Origin of the sequence: Brevibacillus brevis (assembly GCF_900637055.1) — a bacterium.
Classification (GTDB): Bacteria; Bacillota; Bacilli; order Brevibacillales; family Brevibacillaceae; genus Brevibacillus; species Brevibacillus brevis.
Genome location: NZ_LR134338.1, coordinates 260,030 through 278,046, shown reverse-complemented (window position 1 = coordinate 278,046; position 18,017 = coordinate 260,030). Strand labels below are relative to the sequence as shown.

Below are 18,017 nucleotides of genomic sequence, written 5' to 3'. Positions count from 1 at the left end.
TTACCCTCGCAACAAAGACTTAATTTCCGCAAACACTACCTGGATATCTTGTTCTCCATCGATATCTCGCAGAAGTTCCTGTGCGGAGTAGTAGTCGATAAGTGGCTGTGTTTGCGCGATATTCACGTCAAGGCGTTGTGTTACCACTTCGATCTTGTCGTCATCACGCTGATACAGCTTACCACCATCTTTATCACATACGCCAGCCTCTTTTGGAGGATTGAACATCGTGTGATAGCTAGCACCGCAAACAGGGCAGATCCAGCGACCGGTCAGACGTTCAATCAATTGCTCGCGTTGAACGTTGATGTTAATTACATGGTCAATTTCACGTCCCAGCTCTTTTACTGTAGCTGTCAACGCTTCCGCCTGAGGTACTGTGCGCGGAAAACCATCTAAGAGGAATCCCTTTGCGCAGTCATCCATCGAAAGGCGCTCCCGCACAATACCAATGACGACCTCGTCTGGGACGAGATGACCTTTATCCATATAGGATTTAGCCTCTAGTCCGAGCGGCGTTTCGTTTTTGACCGCAGCTCGGAACATGTCGCCAGTCGAAATGTGCGGGATGTCAAACTCTTTTACGATACGTTCTGCCTGTGTCCCTTTACCGGCTCCAGGCAGTCCCATCAGAATTATATTCACGTCCATTCCCTCCGTCCCATCAAAAAAGCTACAGAAGCTTTTCTGTAAACATCTAAGTCATTACTTGATAAACCCTTGGTAGTGGCGTTTGATCATTTGACTTTCAATCTGCTTCATTGTATCCAAACATACCCCGACCACGATCAAGAGCGATGTACCGCCGATGAAAATGGATTGCGGCAAGTTTGCAATACTACCGAAGAAGAATGGCAAAATGGCAATTGTCATCAGGAACAAAGCGCCCGCCAATGTTAACCGGTTTAATGTACGAGTAATGAATACCTCAGTGTTTTTACCAGGTCGGATACCAGGAATGTAACCGCCATTTTTTCTCATGTTTTCTGCCATTTGTACAGGGTTGATCTGTACGAATGTGTAGAAGTAGGTGAATCCGAGAATCAAGATAGCGTAAAGCGTCATTCCTAATGGTTTGTTGACTTGGAAGTTCTGATAAATCCAGTTAGCAAATCCTTGTCCAGATGCATCCACCCAGAACTGAGCAATCGTTGACGGGAACATTACCAGCGATACCGCAAAGATAACAGGAATAACACCAGCAGAGTTGATTTTCAGCGGAATGTGGGTAGATTGACCACCGTACATTTTGCGTCCAACCACTCGCTTCGCATATTGCACTGGAATCTTACGAAGACCTTGCTGCATAAAGATAACCCCGACAATAATGGCGAGGACCACCAATAGGATAAGCAGAACTTTGACGATGCTGAAGAAGATGTTTACAGATGGATCACCAAACATCGTGGTGTAGATCGTCGTAGCCGCATTAGGCAGTCCAGCAACGATCCCGGCAACGATCAGGATCGAAATCCCGTTACCGATACCCTTCTCCGTAATCTGTTCCCCCATCCACATCATGAATGCGGTCCCAGCTGTCAATGTCAACGCAATGAGTGCATAGCTGCCAACCGACGTGTCGTTTAACAAACCAGGCGCCATATTGTTGAATCCAATCGTCATCCCTACAGACTGAATCAAACCAAGGATAATTGTAGCGTAACGGGTAACAGTGGCAATCTTGCGACGGCCAACTTCCCCTTCACGAGCCCATTGCGTAAGCTTAGGCACAACATCCATGGACATCAGCTGCATGATAATCGATGCCGTAATGTACGGCATGATACCCATGGCAAAAATCGAGAAGTTTTGCAGTGCTCCACCTGAGAAGGTGTTCAACAAGCCCAGTAGTTGGTTTGTATTCTGCTGAAACAACTCGACATTTACGTTAGGAACTGGCACAAAGCTTCCGATCCGGAAAACAACCAGCATCATGAGCGTAAAAAGGATTTTGCGACGAAGGTCGCTAATTTTAAAAATGTTAGTTAAGGACGCTAACATTAGATCACCTCGGTTGTTCCACCGACTTGTGCGATCTTCTCAGCAGCAGCTCCGGAGAACTTGTGAGCTTTAACAGTCAGCTTCACAGTCAGTTCACCGTTAGCAAGAACCTTAACACCGTCGCGCAGCGCGCTGATAACACCAGTTTCTTTCAACAGCTCAGGTGTTACTACAGTGCCCTCTTCGAAACGGTTCAGCGCGTCCAAGCTAACAATCGCAAATTCTTTGCGGCTGATGTTAGTGAAACCACGCTTAGGCAGACGACGGTACAATGGGTTTTGACCACCCTCGAATCCTGGGCGAACACCTCCGCCGGAACGAGCGTTTTGACCTTTGTGACCTTTACCAGCAGTTTTGCCAGTACCGCTACCGATACCGCGACCGATGCGCTTACGAGTGTGACGGGATCCTTCTGCAGGTTGCAGTTCATGCAATTTCATACGTTGCACCTCCTAACTAATTGAGATGTTCAATTAAGCTTCTACTTCTTTCACTTCTACCAAGTGCTTCACTTTGAAAACCATTCCACGAATTGCAGGATTATCTTCCTTCACTACAGTGGAGTTAATTTTGCGAAGACCCAGAGCTTTAACAGTGTCTTGCTGATCTACTGTACGACCGATCAGGCTGCGTTTGAGGGTGATTTGCAATTTTGCCATGTTCATTCCCTCCTTATTAACCCAACAACTCGTCAACAGTCTTACCGCGCAATTTCGCGACATCTTCCGCTGTTTTCAGACGACCGAGGCCTTCCAGCGTAGCGTTGACCATGTTGATAGGATTGTTGGAACCAAGAGACTTACTCAAAATGTCACCTACACCTGCCAGTTCGAGAACGGCACGAACAGGTCCACCAGCGATAACTCCAGTACCTGGAGCAGCAGGTTTGATCAGAACTTTACCAGCACCGAATTGGCACATTACTTCGTGCGGAACAGTTGTTCCTCTCATCGGTACACGGATCAATTTTTTCTTAGCGTCGTCAATCGCTTTGCGAATGGCGTCTGGAACTTCTTGAGCTTTACCCATACCAGCACCTACGTGGCCGTTACGGTCTCCCACAACAACCAAGGCGCTGAAGCTCATACGACGTCCACCTTTAACCGTTTTTGCTACACGGTTAACTGCGACTACTTTTTCTTCGAGCTCTAATTTGCTAGGGTCGATACGCATTCCTTACCCTCCTTGTTGTTAGAATTGCAGACCAGCTTCACGAGCTGCTTCTGCCAGTGCTTTAATACGTCCATGATAAATGTAACCACCGCGGTCAAAAATCACTTCTGTCGCACCTTTTTCTTGTGCACGCTTAGCGATCAGTGTGCCAACAGCTGTAGCAGCTTCCACGTTAGCGCCATTTTTCAGGCCCAGCTCTTTATCCAAAGAAGATGCAGATACCAGTGTTACGCCAGTTGCATCATCGATCAATTGAGCGTAGATATGCTTAGAAGAACGGAAAACGTTCAGACGCGGGCGAATGGTAGAACCAATCACGCGTTTGCGGATTCGCAGGTGGCGTTTTTTCCGAGCTTTGTTTTTATCAGCTTTCGTAAACATTAAGCGGCCTCCTTTCTCATGAAGCTAGAAGCTTATTTACCTTTTTTACCTTCTTTACGACGAACAACTTCATCGCTGTACTTGATACCTTTACCTTTGTATGGCTCAGGTTTACGCAGAGAACGGATTTCAGCAGCAACTTGGCCTACGCGCTCTTTGTTGATACCTTTTACCACCAAAGTGGTTTGGTTTGGTACATCGATTTCGATACCCTCTTCTGGAGTAACTTCCACTGGGTGGGAGAAACCAAGAGAGAGAGTAACACCGTTGCCAGACTTGGCAGCACGGTAACCTACACCGACCAGTTCCAGGGTACGAGTGAAGCCTTCGGATACGCCAGTTACCATGTTGGATACCAGCGCACGAGTTGTACCATGCAGGGAACGGTGAAGTTTGTTATCGCTTGGACGCTCAACGATTACTTCGTTTTCAGCGATGTTGATTTTGATATCTTCATGGAAGCTACGAACGAGTTGACCCTTAGGGCCCTTTACCGTCAGCTCAGTTCCGTTCAGAGTGAGGGTAACGCCTGCAGGTACCACGATCGGTTTTCTACCGACACGAGACATGTGGTGCACCTCCTGTGCTATTTACAATCTGTTAATTACCAAACGTATGCAAGAACTTCTCCACCAACATGTGCTTGACGAGCTTGTTTGTCAGTCATTACACCAGTGGATGTAGAGATGATCGCGCAACCGAGGCCACCCAAAACCTTTGGTACTTCGTTGTTTTTCGCATATACACGAAGACCTGGTTTGGAGATACGCTTCAGACCTGTGATGACGCGCTCGTTGTTAGCACCGTACTTCAGGAATACGCGGATGATTCCTTGTTTGTTGTCTTCAACAAACTCCGCATCGCGGATGAAGCCTTCTTCTTTAAGAATGCGCGCGATTTCCTTCTTGATGGTAGACGCCGGGATTTCCACTTTCTCGTGGCGAACCATGTTGGCGTTACGGATGCGAGTCAACATATCTGCGATTGGATCAGTCATAACCATGAGAGAAAACCTCCTTCCCGTTTCAAATTACCAGCTTGCTTTTTTCACGCCTGGAATTTGACCTTTATAAGCAAGTTCACGGAAGCAAATACGGCAGAGTTTGAATTTGCGCAATACGGAGTGAGGACGTCCGCAACGCTCGCAACGAGTGTACGCGCGTACTGCAAACTTCGGCTGCCGCTGTTGCTTGATGATCATAGATTTCTTTGCCACATTCTTCCCTCCTTACGAGTGGGTTTATTTACGGAATGGCATACCCATTTGAGTCAGCAACTCACGAGCTTCCTCATCCGTTTTCGCGGAAGTAACAATTACGATGTCCATACCGCGAACTTTATCAATTTTATCGTACTCGATCTCAGGGAAGATCAGTTGTTCCTTCAGACCGAGTGTGTAGTTACCGCGACCGTCAAAAGCCTTGGAAGAAATTCCACGGAAGTCACGAACACGCGGGAGAGATACGTTCATCAATTTGTCGAGGAAGTGGTACATACGCTCGCCGCGCAGAGTAACCTTCGCACCGATCGGCATACCTTCACGCAATTTGAAACCCGCGATGGATTTCTTAGCCTTTGTTACTACAGGCTTTTGACCAGCGATGATTTGCAGGTCTTCAATTGCAGTATCCAAGGACTTAGCGTTAGCTACCGCTTCGCCAACACCCATATTGATGATGATCTTTTCTACTTTCGGCACTTGCATGATGGAAGTGTAGCTGAACTTGCTCATCAAGCTAGGCACGATTTCGCTCGTATACTTTTCTTTCAATCTTGTTGCCATCTAGGATATCCTCCTTTCCAACCTGACTACTTGTCGAGTACTTCGCCAGACTTTTTCGCGTACCGAACTTTCTTGCCGTTATCCAAAACTTTGTAACCGATGCGAGTAGCTTTTCCGGACTTCGGATCGATCAAAGATACGTTGGATACGTGAATAGCTGCTTCTTGAGTCACAATGCCACCTTGCGGGTTAGCTTGGGACGGACGGCTGTGTTTCTTCACGAGGTTGATACCTTCAACCAGAACGCGTTCTTTCTTTGGATAAGCAGCGAGAACGCGACCTTTTTTGCCTTTATCTTTGCCCGCATTTACGATAACAGTGTCGCCTTTTTTAACGTGCATCGCTTGGTGCACCTCCTATCGAACAAACTGCCTGAGTTTTGCCGTTCAATTAGATAACCTCTGGAGCCAGAGAGATGATCTTCATGAAATCCTTGTCACGGAGCTCACGAGCCACAGGTCCAAAGATACGAGTACCACGAGGGGATTGATCGTCTTTGATAACTACAGCTGCGTTCTCATCGAAACGGATGTAAGAACCATCGTTACGACGAACGCCACTTACTGTGCGTACTACTACCGCTTTAACTACTTGACCTTTCTTGACAACGCCGCCGGGTGTAGCGGATTTTACGGAGCACACGATAACATCACCGATGTTCGCCGTTTTACGACCGGAACCACCCAGAACCTTGATGCACATGAGTTCCTTTGCACCGGAGTTGTCAGCAACAGCCAATCTCGTCTGAGTTTGGATCATTTACTGTTCCTCCTTTCGGACTTAATATCCGAAAATCTGACTTATACGATTACTGCCTCTTCGACGATACGTACCAAACGGAAACGTTTGTCTTTCGACAACGGACGAGTTTCCATGATTTCTACGATGTCGCCCACTTTTGCCGTGTTGTTCTCGTCGTGAGCCTTGAACTTTTTCGAGAATTTCATGCGTTTGCCGTACAAAGGATGTGTCTTGTAAGTTTCTACAAGAACAACAATGGTTTTATCCATCTTGTCGGAAACAACGCGACCTACAACTGTTCGACGCATATTGCGATCTGCGGTCATCGTTCAAACCTCCTTCCTATAATTAGCCGATTCCCAATTCTCTCTGGCGCAGGACGGTTTTCGCACGAGCAATATCCTTACGCACTTGTTTGATACGAGATGTGGTTTCGAGTTGACCCGTAGCCAGCTGGAAACGAAGGTTGAACAACTCTTCTTTCAAAGAAGTAACGTTTTGTTCGATCTCGGCAGTGGTCAAATTACGGTACTCATTAGCCTTCATGTGCGTCACCACCCACTTCTTCACGCTTCACGAACTTGCACTTGATTGGCAGTTTGTGCATAGCCAGACGCATAGCTTCGCGAGCGACTTCTTCAGGAACACCAGCAAGTTCGAACATGATCTTGCCTGGTTTCACTACCGCTACCCATTTCTCAGGAGAACCTTTACCGGAACCCATGCGGACTTCGAGCGGTTTTTGTGTTACTGGTTTATCAGGGAAAATTTTAATCCATACTTTACCACCACGTTTGATGTAACGAGTCATCGCGATACGAGCTGCCTCGATCTGACGGTTAGTTACCCAAGATGGCTCCATTGCTTGCAATCCGTATTCACCGAACGCAACAGTAGTACCGCCTTTTGCGTTACCAGCCATTTTCCCGCGGTGTTGTTTACGGTGTTTCACGCGTTTTGGCGTCAACATGATTACTTGCCTCCTTCCTCAGTAGCGACGTTCTTTCTCGCTGGAAGGACTTCTCCACGATAGATCCACACTTTAACACCGATGCGACCATAAGTGGTATGTGCTTCAGCAGTACCGTAGTCGATGTCAGCGCGCAATGTGTGAAGTGGAACAGTACCTTCGCTGTAACCTTCAGAACGTGCGATGTCCGCGCCGCCAAGACGACCGCTTACCAAGGTTTTGATACCTTTAGCACCAGAGCGCAGCGTACGAGTGATCGATTGCTTTTGCGCACGGCGGAAAGAAATGCGGTTTTCCAATTGGCGTGCAATATTTTCAGCTACCAGAGTAGCATCCAGATCCGGACGTTTGATTTCGTTGATATTGATATGAACGCGTTTGCCAGTCAGCTCAGTCAAAGATTTGCGCAGAGTCTCAACCTCAGCTCCACCTTTACCAATTACCATACCAGGCTTAGCGGTGTGAATCGTAACGTTCACGCGATTAGCTGCGCGTTCGATTTCGATCGTGGATACAGCAGCATCTTTCAGACGCCCTTTTACATACTTGCGGATTTTCAAGTCTTCGTGCAACAGAGTTGCGAAGTCCTTGTCAGCGTACCATTTGGACTCCCAGTCACGAATGACACCGATCCGAAGACCTACCGGGCTTACCTTTTGACCCACACGTAATCCCTCCTTATTTCTCGTTTAGTACCACTGTGATGTGGCTCGTGCGTTTATGGATGCGGCTAGCGCGACCCATAGCGCGCGGACGGAAACGCTTCAACGTAGGACCTTGGTCTACGAAGATTTTGCCCACTACGAGGCTGTTTGGATCCATCTCATAGTTGTGCTCAGCGTTTGCAATAGCCGACTTCAGGAGTTTTTCAACAACTGGAGAAGCTGCCTTTGGCGTGTGTTTCAAGATCGCCAAAGCTTCACCTACTTGCTTGCCTCTGATCAAGTCTACCACCAGGCGGACTTTACGAGACGCGATGCGAATATTGCGTGCAACTGCTTTTGCTTCCATCTTTGTACCTCCTCTCTGTCAAGAGAAAATTAGCGCTTCTTGGACTTCTTGTCGTTGTCGACGTGACCCTTGAAGGTACGAGTTGGTGCGAATTCACCCAATTTATGACCAACCATGTCTTCCGATACGTATACTGGTACATGTTTGCGGCCATCGTAAACTGCAAACGTGTGTCCTACGAACTCAGGGAAGATGGTGGAACGGCGAGACCAAGTTTTGATCACGCGTTTCTCGTTCTTTTCATTTTGCTCGTCAACTTTTTTCATCAAGTGGTCATCCACGAAAGGACCCTTTTTTAAGCTACGTCCCATTAGTGAACCTCCCTTCGCCAAAGGCGTTCGGTTATAGTATCAGCCTACCTTACTTCTTGCGGCGGCGGATGATGTATTGGTCGGACTTGTTCTTCTTCTTGCGAGTCTTGAGACCCAGGGTTGGTTTACCCCAAGGAGTAACAGGTGCTTTACGACCGATTGGAGCGCGACCTTCACCACCACCGTGTGGGTGATCGTTCGGGTTCATTACGCTACCGCGAACAGTTGGACGGATACCCAACCAGCGGGAACGTCCTGCTTTACCGATGTTCAGCAGTTCGTGATCCAGGTTACCTACTTGACCGATAGTAGCGCGGCATACGTTGTGAATGCGGCGTGTTTCACCGGAAGACAGGCGAACGATTACGAACTCACCATCACGACCAAGCAATTGAGCGGAAGTACCAGCAGCGCGCACCAATTGGCCGCCTTTACCAGGTTTCAGCTCGATGTTGTGGATGGTAGTACCTACCGGGATTTTCTCCATTGGCAGTGCGTTACCGATTTTGATGTCGGCATCTGCTCCGGATACGATCTGGTCGCCCACTTTCAGGTTGTGTGGAGCGATAATGTAACGCTTTTCACCGTCTGCATAGTTGATCAGCGCGATGTTAGCGGAACGGTTTGGATCGTATTCAATGGTTGCTACGCGACCAATGATACCATCTTTGTTACGTTTGAAGTCGATAATACGGTATTTACGTTTATGACCGCCACCTTGATGACGAACGGTAATTCTACCTTGGTTGTTGCGACCAGCTTTTTTGCTGAGAGGCGCCAACAAGGATTTTTCGGGAGTCGACGTGGTGATCTCCTCGAAAGTAGAAACCGTCATTTGGCGACGACCAGGAGAAGTCGGTTTAAACTTTTTGATACCCATGTTAATACCCTCCTTTTCGGTAGTCGTCGAGGTTATACTCCCTCGTAGAAGGCCAATTCTTTGCTGTCATCAGTCAGCTTAACGATTGCTTTCTTCCACTCGGACGTGTAACCGGAGTATTTTCCGTAGCGTTTTGGTTTCGCAGGTACACGAACTGTGTTAACTGCTTCTACTTTTACGCCAAATACTTTTTCAACAGCTTGTTTGATTTCTGTTTTGTTGGCTTTGAGAGGTACTTCGAAAACGTACTTTTTCTCAGCCATCATATCAGTGGTGCGCTCGGTAATGACAGGGCGTTTAAGGACATCATGAAGGCTCTTCATTATGCGAGCACCTCCTCTACTTTCGCAACCGCTTCTTTCGTCACGATTACTTTGTCATGCGCTACCAGATCAAGAACGTTAATGCCTGCAGCATCTACGATTTTTGCACCTGGGATATTACGGGAAGCGAGCGCTACGTTTTGGTCGTACTCGGAAGTAACGATCAGAACTTTGCGATCTACTTTCAAGCTGCTCAGAACAGCTGTCATTTCCTTAGTTTTAGGAGCTGTGAAGTTCAAAGCTTCCAATACCAGGAGTTCGTTGTTTTGTACTTTCGTGGAAAGTGCAGATTTCAGAGCCAAACGACGAACTTTACGGTTCAGTTTGTAACCGTATTTGCGCGGAGTTGGACCGAATACAACACCGCCACCTTTCCATTGCGGAGAGCGAATGGAACCTTGGCGTGCACGACCTGTACCTTTTTGGCGCCATGGCTTGCGGCCACCACCACGTACTTCAGAACGGTTCTTTACATCATGTGTACCTTGGCGTTGGGATGCTTGTTGCATCACGATCGCATCGTACAGAACTGCGCTGTTAGGCTCAATCCCAAATACGCTGTCTGCCAGATCGATTTCGCCAACTTGAGAACCGGTTTGGTTATAAAGAGCTACTTTCGGCATGTCAGTTCCTCCTTTCCTTACTAGTTCTTCTTGACTGCCGTGGATACCAGTACGCAGCTGTTTTTCGGACCAGGCACGGAGCCTTTTACGAGAACCAGATTGCGTTCTGTATCTACTTTAATTACTTCCAGGTTTTGGATAGTAACGTTGTCGCCACCCATTTGACCTGGCAATGTTTGACCTTTAAATACGCGGTTTGGAGCTACAGCACCCATGGAACCTGGACCGCGGTGGTAACGCGAACCGTGAGCCATAGGACCGCGGGATTGATTGTGACGTTTGATCGCACCTTGGAAACCTTTACCCTTGGATACGCCAGCTACGTCCACCATTTCTCCCTCGGCAAAAATGTCAGCCTTCAACTCTTGACCAACCTCGTAATCAGCGAGGTTAACTCCGCGAATTTCGCGAATGAAGCGCTTAGGAGCAGTGTTAGCTTTCGCTGCATGTCCTTTTTCCGGCTTGTTAGCGCGCTGTTCTTTTTTGTCTTCGAAGCCGATTTGAATCGCTTCATAACCGTCGTTCTCAACGTCTTTCTTCTGAAGAACTACGTTAGAACCAACTTCGATGACCGTTACAGCAGTCGCTGTTCCGTTTGGACCAAAAACTTGAGTCATGCCAAGTTTTTTCCCTAAGATTCCTTTGGTCATTTGTGCCACCTCCTGTGCTTATTTCAGTAAAACGTTTTTATGTTGTATCAAGTCCCCACCGATGCGCAGGGGTGCCATTTTAAGGGTTTGTTGCTTGGTATAACACGCTTATCAAGACAACGTCTGCGCGTGTATCGCTTTTTGGGACCTTACAGTTTAATCTCGATATCCACACCAGATGGCAGATCCAGACGCATCAAAGCATCTACTGTTTGTGGTGTTGGGTTCAAGATGTCGATCAAACGTTTGTGTGTACGCATCTCGAATTGCTCACGAGAATCTTTGTACTTATGAACCGCACGCAGGATCGTGTAAACTGCTTTCTCCGTAGGGAGTGGAATTGGACCGGATACGTTAGCACCGGAACGCTTCGCAGTGTCCACAATTTTTTCTGCGGACTGATCCAGGATTTTGTGATCATACGCCTTCAAACGAATACGAATCTTTTGCTTTGCCATTGAAGTCCCTCCTTTTTCGCCCATTTTTTAAACAGACATTTCTCCGTGGAAATATCCTGCACCCCGGTCATGGCAAAGGGGCCGGGTGTGTCAGCAACCTCCCACATCATCGCAAGTCCATGACCAACATTCAATATTGTACTAAAAAGATTTGGGCAACGCAAGTTTTTTCTTGGGTTTCCGTATATTTTTTTGTACATGGTGTGCCTACTGAATGGCTCACCTTGATCATATTACAGATTTCCGCGAAGGAAGGCAAGCGGGATTACCTGCCAACTCGCTGACTCATCTATCTATAATAGAAGGAAGACGTTATACTTATGGTTGTACGCTATGAAATGGAGGTTATCCTCAATGTCTGATTTGAATCAACCCCCTTATGAAATCATTGGCGGTGCAGATACCTTGGCCCGTCTTGTCGATACCTTTTACGATCTGGTTAAGCAGCATCCCGACATTACTGACCTCTTCCCTGAAGATTTAACCCACGTGAAGGAACGTCAATATCAGTTTTTGACACAGTTTCTCGGTGGTCCAAGCCTGTATTCGGACGCCCATGGTCATCCGATGCTGCGAGCACGACACATGCCGTTCCCTATTGGACCTATACAGGCAGAGGCTTGGCTCTCTTGTATGGATAAAGCCATGGACCTGACTGGACTGGAAGGCGAAATTCGGGAGCAAATCTTTGATCGCTTGCGTTTAACTGCTCATCATATGGTCAATAAGTGGGATCAATAAGAAAAAGCGTAGGACAATTACTGTCCTACGCTTTTGTTGTTATATCAGAGGTTGCTGCCGCTGCCGCACTTGTAGCTTTCGGTCTCACCAAGCTACGCGATCCCAAGTATACACCGCCTACGATCATACACAATGCTAGTAAGTGTACAAGTTGAAGGCTTTCTCCCAGGAATATCGCCGCAAATACCAAACTGGCCATTGGCATTCCATTTAGGAAAACAGCCGTTCGACTCGCTCCCAGCTGGCGTATCCCATAATTCCAACCGATCGAGCCGAGCGCAGTTGATAGCGCACCTGAAGCAAAAATCACAAGCCACTGGAAGGGAGAAACGTCCAAAGAGAGATAATAGGAAGCTGGTTGGACAGTCAATGCGACTCCCCACAAGAAGATGACCCCAAACATTTGCGATAAAGCCGTAATTAAGAGTACCGGTACACCTCTTACGACCAATTTCCGTATGAGTAAACCCCCCGTTACATACATAAGCATGGAGAAAAACATAATAGCATCTCCCCAGCCATTCATATGAAGGCCGCCGTGCTGAGAGATGACGACAATCAACACTCCCGCAAAACCCATTCCAATGCCAAGCCCTTTTTTCAACGACATGCCTTCCCCTAAGAAAAGCATTGCCAAGAGTGCCGTTGCCAACGGATTTAATCCAAGAATAAGCGATGCATTTCCTGCCGTCGTGTATTGAACACCGGCTGCAAGCGTTATTTGATGAAGCGCGATAGAACTAGCACCGACTCCGGCCAACAAGAACCAATCTGTTTTGCTAAATCGCAAACTCTTTCGGTATAAGAAGATGAGTGGCGATAAACATATTCCACCGACAGTCATGCGTATGGCCGCGACATATAATGGAGGAAACGTTGTTAAATACTTGACCATGACGACGTTCAAGCCCCACAGCGTGACAACACCCGCAAGCATAAGAAACAATAATCGCTCATTATTTTTCATCTCTACTATCCCCCATCCAATCCTGATGGTATTGTAGCATATTGCTACGAGAGGCAAATTGAATGATTTTGATGGGAGTTATTTAAAAATTCGATAAAAGAGCATAAAAAAACCCGACAACCAAAGTTGTCGGGTTTTGTATATCCGTATATCTTACGCGTCGATAGAAGCTACAACGCCAGCGCCTACTGTACGGCCACCTTCGCGGATCGCGAAGCGAGTACCTTGTTCCATCGCTACTGGAGCGATCAGTTCTACAGTGAACTCAGTGTTGTCGCCAGGCATGATCATTTCAACGCCTTCTGGCAGTTGGATGATACCTGTTACGTCAGTTGTACGGAAGTAGAATTGTGGACGGTAGTTAGCAAAGAAAGGAGTGTGACGTCCGCCCTCTTCTTTGGACAGAACGTAAACTTCTGCTTTGAACTTAGTGTAAGGCTTAACGGAACCTGGTTTCGCCAAGCATTGTCCACGCTCGATGTCGTTACGGTCTACACCGCGCAGCAGAGCACCGATGTTGTCACCAGCTTGAGCTTGATCCAGCAATTTGCGGAACATCTCAACACCAGTTACAGTTGTAGCTTTTGTTTCTTCAGCCAGACCAATGATTTCTACTTGGTCACCAACTTTAACGATACCGCGCTCTACACGACCAGTAGCAACAGTACCACGACCAGTGATCGTGAACACGTCCTCTACAGGCATCAGGAAAGGCTTGTCAGTTGCACGCTCAGGAGTTGGGATGTAAGTGTCAACAGCATCCATCAGTTCAGCGATTTTCTTAGCCCACTCGCCAGTTGGGTTGTCCAAAGCTTCTTTAGCAGAACCTTTGATTACTGGAGTGTCGTCACCTGGGAACTCATATTGAGACAACAGGTCACGGATTTCCATTTCAACCAGTTCCAACAACTCTTCATCGTCTACCATGTCGCATTTGTTCATGAATACTACGATGTAAGGTACGCCTACTTGCTTGGAGAGCAGGATGTGCTCGCGAGTTTGTGGCATTGGGCCATCAGCTGCGGATACAACCAGGATAGCGCCGTCCATTTGAGCAGCACCAGTAATCATGTTTTTCACGTAGTCAGCGTGACCAGGGCAGTCAACGTGAGCATAGTGACGGTTTTCAGTTTCGTACTCAACGTGAGCAGTGTTGATTGTGATACCACGCTCTTTTTCTTCTGGAGCAGCGTCAATTGCAGCGTAGTTCATAGCTTTTGCTTTACCTTGTTGTGCCAATACAGTTGTAATAGCAGCAGTCAGGGTAGTTTTACCATGGTCAACGTGACCGATAGTACCGATGTTAACGTGTGGTTTATTACGCTCAAACTTTTCTTTTGCCATGAGAGTAAAGCCTCCTTATACATAAGGGTTTTATGGTTTGAAGAAAGGTTTACCTTACGAATGGTTGTCCCTTCAATATTGTAAACCTTTCTGGTTGCAAGATAAAGTCGTAACCTGTAATTATTCGCCTTTAGATTTCTTGATGATCTCTTCAGCGATAAATTTAGGTACTTCTTCGTAGTGGTCGATCACCATGGAGTAAACGCCACGACCTTGAGTACGGGAACGCAGAACTGTGGAATATCCGAACATCTCGGACAGTGGTACCATTGCACGGATTACTTGTGCATTTGCACGAGCTTCCATACCTTCGATACGACCGCGGCGGGAGTTCAGGTCACCCATTACGTCGCCCATGTACTCTTCAGGCATTGTAACTTCTACTTTCATGATTGGCTCGAGCAGTACAGCGCCACATTTTTTCGCAGCTTCCTTCAATGCGAGGGAACCTGCTACTTTAAATGCCATCTCGGAGGAGTCGACATCATGGTAGCTACCGTCTACGATAGTAGCTTTGATATCAACCAGCGGGAAGCCGGCGATAACACCATTTTTCATCGATTCTTCGATACCCGCTTGAACAGCAGGGATGTATTCGCGTGGTACTACACCACCAACGATTTTGTTTTCGAATTGGAAGCCTTGACCCGGCTCGAGAGGAGCGAACTCCACCCAAACGTGACCGTATTGACCACGACCACCGGACTGACGAACGAATTTACCTTCCACTTTAGCTGGGTTACGGAATGTTTCACGGTAAGCAACCTGTGGAGCACCTACGTTCGACTCAACTTTAAATTCGCGTTTCAGACGGTCAACGATGATCTCCAGGTGAAGCTCACCCATACCGGAGATGATTGTTTGACCAGTCTCTTCGTCTGTGCGTGTTCTGAACGTTGGATCCTCTTCAGCCAGCTTGGACAGGCCGATACCCATCTTGTCTTGGTCTGCTTTGGATTTTGGTTCGATCGCAACAGAGATAACTGGCTCTGGGAATTCCATAGACTCGAGGATAACAGGAGCCTTTTCATCACACAGAGTGTCACCAGTTGTTGTATCTTTCAAACCTACTGCAGCAGCAATGTCACCGGAGTAAACCGTTTGGATTTCTTCACGGTGGTTTGCGTGCATTTGCAGGATACGGCCTACACGCTCACGCTTACCTTTAGTAGAGTTGAGCACATAAGAACCGGAGTTCAGTACACCGGAGTATACACGGAAGAATGTCAGACGGCCTACATAAGGGTCAGTCATGATCTTGAACGCAAGAGCAGAGAACGGACCGTTATCATCAGCTGGACGATCTACTTCTTCATCAGTATCTGGCAATGTACCTTTGATTGCAGGGATATCTACCGGGGACGGCAGGTAAGCTACAACGTTGTCCAGCATAGGCTGAACACCTTTGTTACGGTAAGAAGAACCGCACATTACCGGCGTCAGTTTGCACTCGATAGTACCCTTACGCAGAGCAGCACGGATTTCTTCGTTGGTCAGCTCTTCGCCTTCCAAGTACTTCATCATGAGCTCTTCGTCTTGTTCAGCAGCTGCTTCAACCATAGCCATGCGAAGTTCTTCGCAACGTGCCAGAATGTCAGCAGGAATTTCAGCGGAGTCAGAAGTTTTACCCAAGTCATCAGTATATACGATTGCCTTCATTTCAATCAGGTCAACCATACCTTTGAATTGATCTTCTGCACCGATTGGATATTGGATAGCTACTGGATTTGCACCCAGGCGAGATTTGATCTGACCCAAGCACATATCGAAGTTAGCACCCAAGATATCCATTTTGTTGATGTAGCACATGCGCGGTACGCCATAGCGGTCAGCTTGGCGCCATACTGTTTCGGTTTGCGGCTCAACGCCACCTTTTGCGTCAAAAACGGTTACAGCACCGTCAAGAACGCGCAGGGAGCGCTCAACTTCTACAGTGAAGTCTACGTGACCTGGTGTATCAATGATGTTGATACGATGACCAGCCCATTGAGCAGTAGTAGCAGCCGAAGTAATGGTAATACCGCGCTCTTGCTCTTGTTCCATCCAGTCCATTGTAGCTGCACCTTCGTGCACCTCACCAATTTTGTGAACACGACCAGTGTAGAACAGAATACGCTCAGTAGTCGTCGTCTTACCAGCATCGATGTGAGCCATGATACCGATATTACGCGTATTCGGCAAAGAGAACTCGCGAGCCATTAGGTATGCTCCTTCCATACTCGAGTTTGAGAATAAACGGGTATCCAAAACGGACACCCGATTCAATTCCTACCAGCGATAGTGAGCAAACGCTTTGTTCGCTTCAGCCATCTTGTGCGTGTCTTCACGCTTTTTAACTGCTGCACCGGTGTTGTTAGCAGCGTCCATGATCTCGTTAGCCAAGCGTTGTTCCATGGTTTTCTCTCCACGGTTACGGGAGTAGTTAACCATCCAACGCAGACCAAGAGTGGTACGGCGCTCCGGTTTTACTTCGATTGGTACTTGATAGTTAGCACCACCTACACGGCGAGCTTTAACTTCCAGTACTGGCATTACGTTTTTCAGTGCTTCTTCAAACACTTCCATCGGGTTGCGACCTGTGCGCTCCTGGATGATGTCAAATGCGTTGTAGAGAATGTTCTGAGCTACACCGCGCTTACCATCCAACATCAGGCGGTTAATCAAGCGAGTAACCAACTTGCTGTTGTGAATAGGATCAGGCAGCACGTCACGACGGGTTACAGGACCTTTACGAGGCATCGTATTCCCTCCTTCTTTTCGTTATAAATTCACGCCACTTCACAGGCGCTTTTCTTATTACTTCTTCGCTGCTGCTTGACCTGGCTTCGGACGCTTAGTACCGTATTTGGAACGACCTTGTTTACGGTTGTTCACACCAGCAGTGTCAAGAGCACCACGAACGATATGGTAGCGTACCCCTGGCAAGTCTTTTACACGACCGCCGCGCACCAGCACGACGCTATGCTCTTGCAGGTTGTGGCCGATACCACCGATGTAAGCTGTTACCTCGATTCCGTTTGTCAAACGCACACGAGCGTATTTACGCAACGCGGAGTTCGGTTTTTTCGGAGTCATGGTACCTACACGAGTGCAAACACCACGTTTTTGAGGAGAGCTTTGGTTGGTTTGGCTTTTCTTGAAGCTGTTGTACCCCTTTTGAAGAGCTGGGGACTTCGACTTCACAACCTTATCCTCGCGACCTTTACGCACCAATTGGTTAATTGTAGGCATGATGTTACCTCCCTTCTTAATACCCAATCTTCAAGACCACAGATCCAGGTGAGTCATTTTTAGGCCAAATAGAAAGTCCTTGTCCAGTATTACGCAACGTGTAACCACAGACAAAAACATCGTTAACCACTTTTCTTAATCGCAGCGGTTGCCGCTCCCACTTCAATTCCGCACGCTTTGCCTAGACGGCGCATGGAATCTACATGAATGACTGGAACACCCTTCTCTTTGCAAAGGAGCTCGACTTTTTGGGTCAAACGCTTATCTGCATCAACAGCGATATACACCGCTTCTACCTGTTGGCTTTCAACAGCTTTGATCGTCTGCTTAATGCCGATTGTCAAGTCCTTGGCCCGCTCTACTTTTTCATAAGACATGATTCTCATATCCTCCAAAGTACAGATGTCAGGCACACTTGAATATAATATC

General features: G+C 47.5%; 30 protein-coding genes. 1 reads left to right on the top strand and 29 read right to left on the bottom strand.

The annotated features are described in order from the left end of the window. From EL268_RS01620 to rpsJ, 23 genes are all read right to left on the bottom strand, one after another. Entirely contained in the window at positions 1–645 is a 645-nt protein-coding gene (locus tag EL268_RS01620) for an adenylate kinase (RefSeq protein WP_048035662.1), read from the bottom strand. Positions 646–705: 60 nt separating this feature from the next. After that, a complete protein-coding gene (gene secY, locus EL268_RS01615; RefSeq protein WP_106656566.1) occupies positions 706–2,001 on the bottom strand; it encodes a preprotein translocase subunit SecY in 1,296 nt (431 codons plus the stop codon). Continuing rightward, positions 2,001–2,441, bottom strand: coding sequence for a 50S ribosomal protein L15 (gene rplO, locus EL268_RS01610; RefSeq protein WP_007716272.1), 441 nt, complete (start codon positions 2,439–2,441; stop codon positions 2,001–2,003). Before rplO ends, secY begins: the two co-directional genes overlap by 1 nt. A 33-nt stretch (positions 2,442–2,474) precedes the next feature. Next, a complete protein-coding gene (rpmD, locus tag EL268_RS01605) occupies positions 2,475–2,660 on the bottom strand; it encodes a 50S ribosomal protein L30 (RefSeq protein WP_012683995.1) in 186 nt (61 codons plus the stop codon). 16 nt (positions 2,661–2,676) lie between these two features. Next, positions 2,677–3,174, bottom strand: coding sequence for a 30S ribosomal protein S5 (rpsE, locus tag EL268_RS01600; protein ID WP_047074695.1), 498 nt, complete (start codon positions 3,172–3,174; stop codon positions 2,677–2,679). Between the two features lie 18 nt (positions 3,175–3,192). After that, positions 3,193–3,555: a 50S ribosomal protein L18 gene (gene rplR / locus EL268_RS01595; RefSeq protein ID WP_047074697.1), complete on the bottom strand. Its 363-nt coding sequence runs from the start codon at positions 3,553–3,555 to the stop codon at positions 3,193–3,195. Between the two features lie 32 nt (positions 3,556–3,587). Next, positions 3,588–4,124, bottom strand: a complete 537-nt coding sequence (gene rplF, locus EL268_RS01590) for a 50S ribosomal protein L6 (protein ID WP_106656567.1) — start codon at positions 4,122–4,124, stop codon at positions 3,588–3,590. 35 nt (positions 4,125–4,159) lie between these two features. Next, entirely contained in the window at positions 4,160–4,558 is a 399-nt protein-coding gene (gene rpsH / locus EL268_RS01585) for a 30S ribosomal protein S8 (RefSeq protein WP_047074701.1), read from the bottom strand. 27 nt (positions 4,559–4,585) lie between these two features. Beyond that, positions 4,586–4,771 carry a type Z 30S ribosomal protein S14 gene (locus EL268_RS01580; RefSeq protein WP_005828830.1) on the bottom strand — a complete coding sequence of 62 codons (186 nt, stop codon included), beginning with the start codon at positions 4,769–4,771 and terminating at the stop codon, positions 4,586–4,588. A gap of 24 nt (positions 4,772–4,795) precedes the next feature. Beyond that, positions 4,796–5,338: a 50S ribosomal protein L5 gene (gene rplE / locus EL268_RS01575; protein ID WP_106656568.1), complete on the bottom strand. Its 543-nt coding sequence runs from the start codon at positions 5,336–5,338 to the stop codon at positions 4,796–4,798. 26 nt (positions 5,339–5,364) lie between these two features. Further along, a complete protein-coding gene (rplX, locus tag EL268_RS01570; RefSeq protein WP_007716253.1) occupies positions 5,365–5,679 on the bottom strand; it encodes a 50S ribosomal protein L24 in 315 nt (104 codons plus the stop codon). Between the two features lie 49 nt (positions 5,680–5,728). Then, entirely contained in the window at positions 5,729–6,097 is a 369-nt protein-coding gene (rplN, locus tag EL268_RS01565) for a 50S ribosomal protein L14 (RefSeq protein WP_012683990.1), read from the bottom strand. A 41-nt stretch (positions 6,098–6,138) separates the two neighbouring features. Further along, positions 6,139–6,405, bottom strand: coding sequence for a 30S ribosomal protein S17 (rpsQ, locus tag EL268_RS01560; protein WP_012683989.1), 267 nt, complete (start codon positions 6,403–6,405; stop codon positions 6,139–6,141). Positions 6,406–6,427: 22 nt separating this feature from the next. Continuing rightward, positions 6,428–6,625 carry a 50S ribosomal protein L29 gene (rpmC, locus tag EL268_RS01555; protein WP_012683988.1) on the bottom strand — a complete coding sequence of 66 codons (198 nt, stop codon included), beginning with the start codon at positions 6,623–6,625 and terminating at the stop codon, positions 6,428–6,430. Next, entirely contained in the window at positions 6,615–7,049 is a 435-nt protein-coding gene (gene rplP, locus EL268_RS01550; protein WP_007716249.1) for a 50S ribosomal protein L16, read from the bottom strand. The genes rpmC and rplP overlap by 11 nt, the downstream gene beginning before the upstream one ends. Before the next feature lie 2 nt (positions 7,050–7,051). Beyond that, positions 7,052–7,714: a 30S ribosomal protein S3 gene (gene rpsC / locus EL268_RS01545; RefSeq protein ID WP_048035658.1), complete on the bottom strand. Its 663-nt coding sequence runs from the start codon at positions 7,712–7,714 to the stop codon at positions 7,052–7,054. A 13-nt stretch (positions 7,715–7,727) separates the two neighbouring features. After that, positions 7,728–8,060: a 50S ribosomal protein L22 gene (gene rplV / locus EL268_RS01540; RefSeq protein WP_047074707.1), complete on the bottom strand. Its 333-nt coding sequence runs from the start codon at positions 8,058–8,060 to the stop codon at positions 7,728–7,730. Between the two features lie 29 nt (positions 8,061–8,089). After that, positions 8,090–8,371 (bottom strand): 30S ribosomal protein S19, encoded by a 282-nt coding sequence (gene rpsS / locus EL268_RS01535; RefSeq protein ID WP_005828846.1) that lies wholly within the window; start codon positions 8,369–8,371, stop codon positions 8,090–8,092. 49 nt (positions 8,372–8,420) lie between these two features. Further along, on the bottom strand, positions 8,421–9,251 hold the full coding sequence (gene rplB / locus EL268_RS01530) for a 50S ribosomal protein L2 (protein WP_012683985.1): 831 nt from the start codon (positions 9,249–9,251) through the stop codon (positions 8,421–8,423). Positions 9,252–9,283: 32 nt separating this feature from the next. Then, positions 9,284–9,574, bottom strand: a complete 291-nt coding sequence (gene rplW / locus EL268_RS01525) for a 50S ribosomal protein L23 (protein WP_007716243.1) — start codon at positions 9,572–9,574, stop codon at positions 9,284–9,286. Further along, complete coding sequence (rplD, locus tag EL268_RS01520; protein ID WP_106656569.1) at positions 9,574–10,197, bottom strand: 50S ribosomal protein L4; 624 nt, start codon at positions 10,195–10,197, stop codon at positions 9,574–9,576. Before rplD ends, rplW begins: the two co-directional genes overlap by 1 nt. A gap of 20 nt (positions 10,198–10,217) precedes the next feature. Next, complete coding sequence (gene rplC, locus EL268_RS01515; protein ID WP_106656570.1) at positions 10,218–10,847, bottom strand: 50S ribosomal protein L3; 630 nt, start codon at positions 10,845–10,847, stop codon at positions 10,218–10,220. Positions 10,848–10,996: 149 nt separating this feature from the next. Further along, positions 10,997–11,305 (bottom strand): 30S ribosomal protein S10, encoded by a 309-nt coding sequence (rpsJ, locus tag EL268_RS01510; RefSeq protein WP_005828858.1) that lies wholly within the window; start codon positions 11,303–11,305, stop codon positions 10,997–10,999. A gap of 354 nt (positions 11,306–11,659) precedes the next feature. On the opposite strand from rpsJ, the gene EL268_RS01500 reads away from it, so the two are divergent. Continuing rightward, a complete protein-coding gene (locus EL268_RS01500; RefSeq protein ID WP_106656571.1) occupies positions 11,660–12,046 on the top strand; it encodes a globin domain-containing protein in 387 nt (128 codons plus the stop codon). 25 nt (positions 12,047–12,071) lie between these two features. Here EL268_RS01500 and EL268_RS01495 read toward each other — a convergent pair whose 3' ends face one another. The 6 genes from EL268_RS01495 to EL268_RS01470 all read right to left on the bottom strand — a co-directional run bounded on the left by EL268_RS01495 (position 12,072) and on the right by EL268_RS01470 (position 17,965). Then, positions 12,072–13,013, bottom strand: coding sequence for a DMT family transporter (locus tag EL268_RS01495; protein WP_106656572.1), 942 nt, complete (start codon positions 13,011–13,013; stop codon positions 12,072–12,074). A 153-nt stretch (positions 13,014–13,166) separates the two neighbouring features. After that, a complete protein-coding gene (gene tuf / locus EL268_RS01490) occupies positions 13,167–14,357 on the bottom strand; it encodes an elongation factor Tu (protein ID WP_106656573.1) in 1,191 nt (396 codons plus the stop codon). A gap of 120 nt (positions 14,358–14,477) precedes the next feature. Beyond that, the gene (gene fusA, locus EL268_RS01485) at positions 14,478–16,556 is read right to left on the bottom strand and encodes an elongation factor G (protein WP_106656574.1); all 2,079 of its coding nucleotides are present in this window, start codon (positions 16,554–16,556) and stop codon (positions 14,478–14,480) included. A gap of 69 nt (positions 16,557–16,625) precedes the next feature. After that, entirely contained in the window at positions 16,626–17,096 is a 471-nt protein-coding gene (gene rpsG / locus EL268_RS01480) for a 30S ribosomal protein S7 (protein ID WP_007716226.1), read from the bottom strand. 57 nt (positions 17,097–17,153) lie between these two features. Further along, entirely contained in the window at positions 17,154–17,588 is a 435-nt protein-coding gene (gene rpsL, locus EL268_RS01475; protein ID WP_012683978.1) for a 30S ribosomal protein S12, read from the bottom strand. Positions 17,589–17,710: 122 nt separating this feature from the next. Then, on the bottom strand, positions 17,711–17,965 hold the full coding sequence (locus EL268_RS01470; protein ID WP_017247041.1) for a 50S ribosomal protein L7ae-like protein: 255 nt from the start codon (positions 17,963–17,965) through the stop codon (positions 17,711–17,713). Between the last annotated feature and the right edge of the window lie 52 nt (positions 17,966–18,017).

Coding starts and splice junctions, on each gene's coding strand:
- secY (WP_106656566.1), bottom strand. CDS start 2,001: ATGTTAGCGTCCTTAACTAACATTTTTAAAATTAGCGACCTTCGTCGC.
- rplO (WP_007716272.1), bottom strand. CDS start 2,441: ATGAAATTGCATGAACTGCAACCTGCAGAAGGATCCCGTCACACTCGT.
- rpmD (WP_012683995.1), bottom strand. CDS start 2,660: ATGGCAAAATTGCAAATCACCCTCAAACGCAGCCTGATCGGTCGTACA.
- rpsE (WP_047074695.1), bottom strand. CDS start 3,174: ATGCGTATCGACCCTAGCAAATTAGAGCTCGAAGAAAAAGTAGTCGCA.
- rplR (WP_047074697.1), bottom strand. CDS start 3,555: ATGTTTACGAAAGCTGATAAAAACAAAGCTCGGAAAAAACGCCACCTG.
- rplF (WP_106656567.1), bottom strand. CDS start 4,124: ATGTCTCGTGTCGGTAGAAAACCGATCGTGGTACCTGCAGGCGTTACC.
- rpsH (WP_047074701.1), bottom strand. CDS start 4,558: ATGGTTATGACTGATCCAATCGCAGATATGTTGACTCGCATCCGTAAC.
- rplE (WP_106656568.1), bottom strand. CDS start 5,338: ATGGCAACAAGATTGAAAGAAAAGTATACGAGCGAAATCGTGCCTAGC.
- rplX (WP_007716253.1), bottom strand. CDS start 5,679: ATGCACGTTAAAAAAGGCGACACTGTTATCGTAAATGCGGGCAAAGAT.
- rplN (WP_012683990.1), bottom strand. CDS start 6,097: ATGATCCAAACTCAGACGAGATTGGCTGTTGCTGACAACTCCGGTGCA.
- rpsQ (WP_012683989.1), bottom strand. CDS start 6,405: ATGACCGCAGATCGCAATATGCGTCGAACAGTTGTAGGTCGCGTTGTT.
- rpmC (WP_012683988.1), bottom strand. CDS start 6,625: ATGAAGGCTAATGAGTACCGTAATTTGACCACTGCCGAGATCGAACAA.
- rplP (WP_007716249.1), bottom strand. CDS start 7,049: ATGTTGACGCCAAAACGCGTGAAACACCGTAAACAACACCGCGGGAAA.
- rplV (WP_047074707.1), bottom strand. CDS start 8,060: ATGGAAGCAAAAGCAGTTGCACGCAATATTCGCATCGCGTCTCGTAAA.
- rpsS (WP_005828846.1), bottom strand. CDS start 8,371: ATGGGACGTAGCTTAAAAAAGGGTCCTTTCGTGGATGACCACTTGATG.
- rplB (WP_012683985.1), bottom strand. CDS start 9,251: ATGGGTATCAAAAAGTTTAAACCGACTTCTCCTGGTCGTCGCCAAATG.
- rplW (WP_007716243.1), bottom strand. CDS start 9,574: ATGAAGAGCCTTCATGATGTCCTTAAACGCCCTGTCATTACCGAGCGC.
- rplD (WP_106656569.1), bottom strand. CDS start 10,197: ATGCCGAAAGTAGCTCTTTATAACCAAACCGGTTCTCAAGTTGGCGAA.
- rplC (WP_106656570.1), bottom strand. CDS start 10,847: ATGACCAAAGGAATCTTAGGGAAAAAACTTGGCATGACTCAAGTTTTT.
- rpsJ (WP_005828858.1), bottom strand. CDS start 11,305: ATGGCAAAGCAAAAGATTCGTATTCGTTTGAAGGCGTATGATCACAAA.
- EL268_RS01500 (WP_106656571.1), top strand. CDS start 11,660: ATGTCTGATTTGAATCAACCCCCTTATGAAATCATTGGCGGTGCAGAT.
- EL268_RS01495 (WP_106656572.1), bottom strand. CDS start 13,013: ATGAAAAATAATGAGCGATTATTGTTTCTTATGCTTGCGGGTGTTGTC.
- tuf (WP_106656573.1), bottom strand. CDS start 14,357: ATGGCAAAAGAAAAGTTTGAGCGTAATAAACCACACGTTAACATCGGT.
- fusA (WP_106656574.1), bottom strand. CDS start 16,556: ATGGCTCGCGAGTTCTCTTTGCCGAATACGCGTAATATCGGTATCATG.
- rpsG (WP_007716226.1), bottom strand. CDS start 17,096: ATGCCTCGTAAAGGTCCTGTAACCCGTCGTGACGTGCTGCCTGATCCT.
- rpsL (WP_012683978.1), bottom strand. CDS start 17,588: ATGCCTACAATTAACCAATTGGTGCGTAAAGGTCGCGAGGATAAGGTT.
- EL268_RS01470 (WP_017247041.1), bottom strand. CDS start 17,965: ATGTCTTATGAAAAAGTAGAGCGGGCCAAGGACTTGACAATCGGCATT.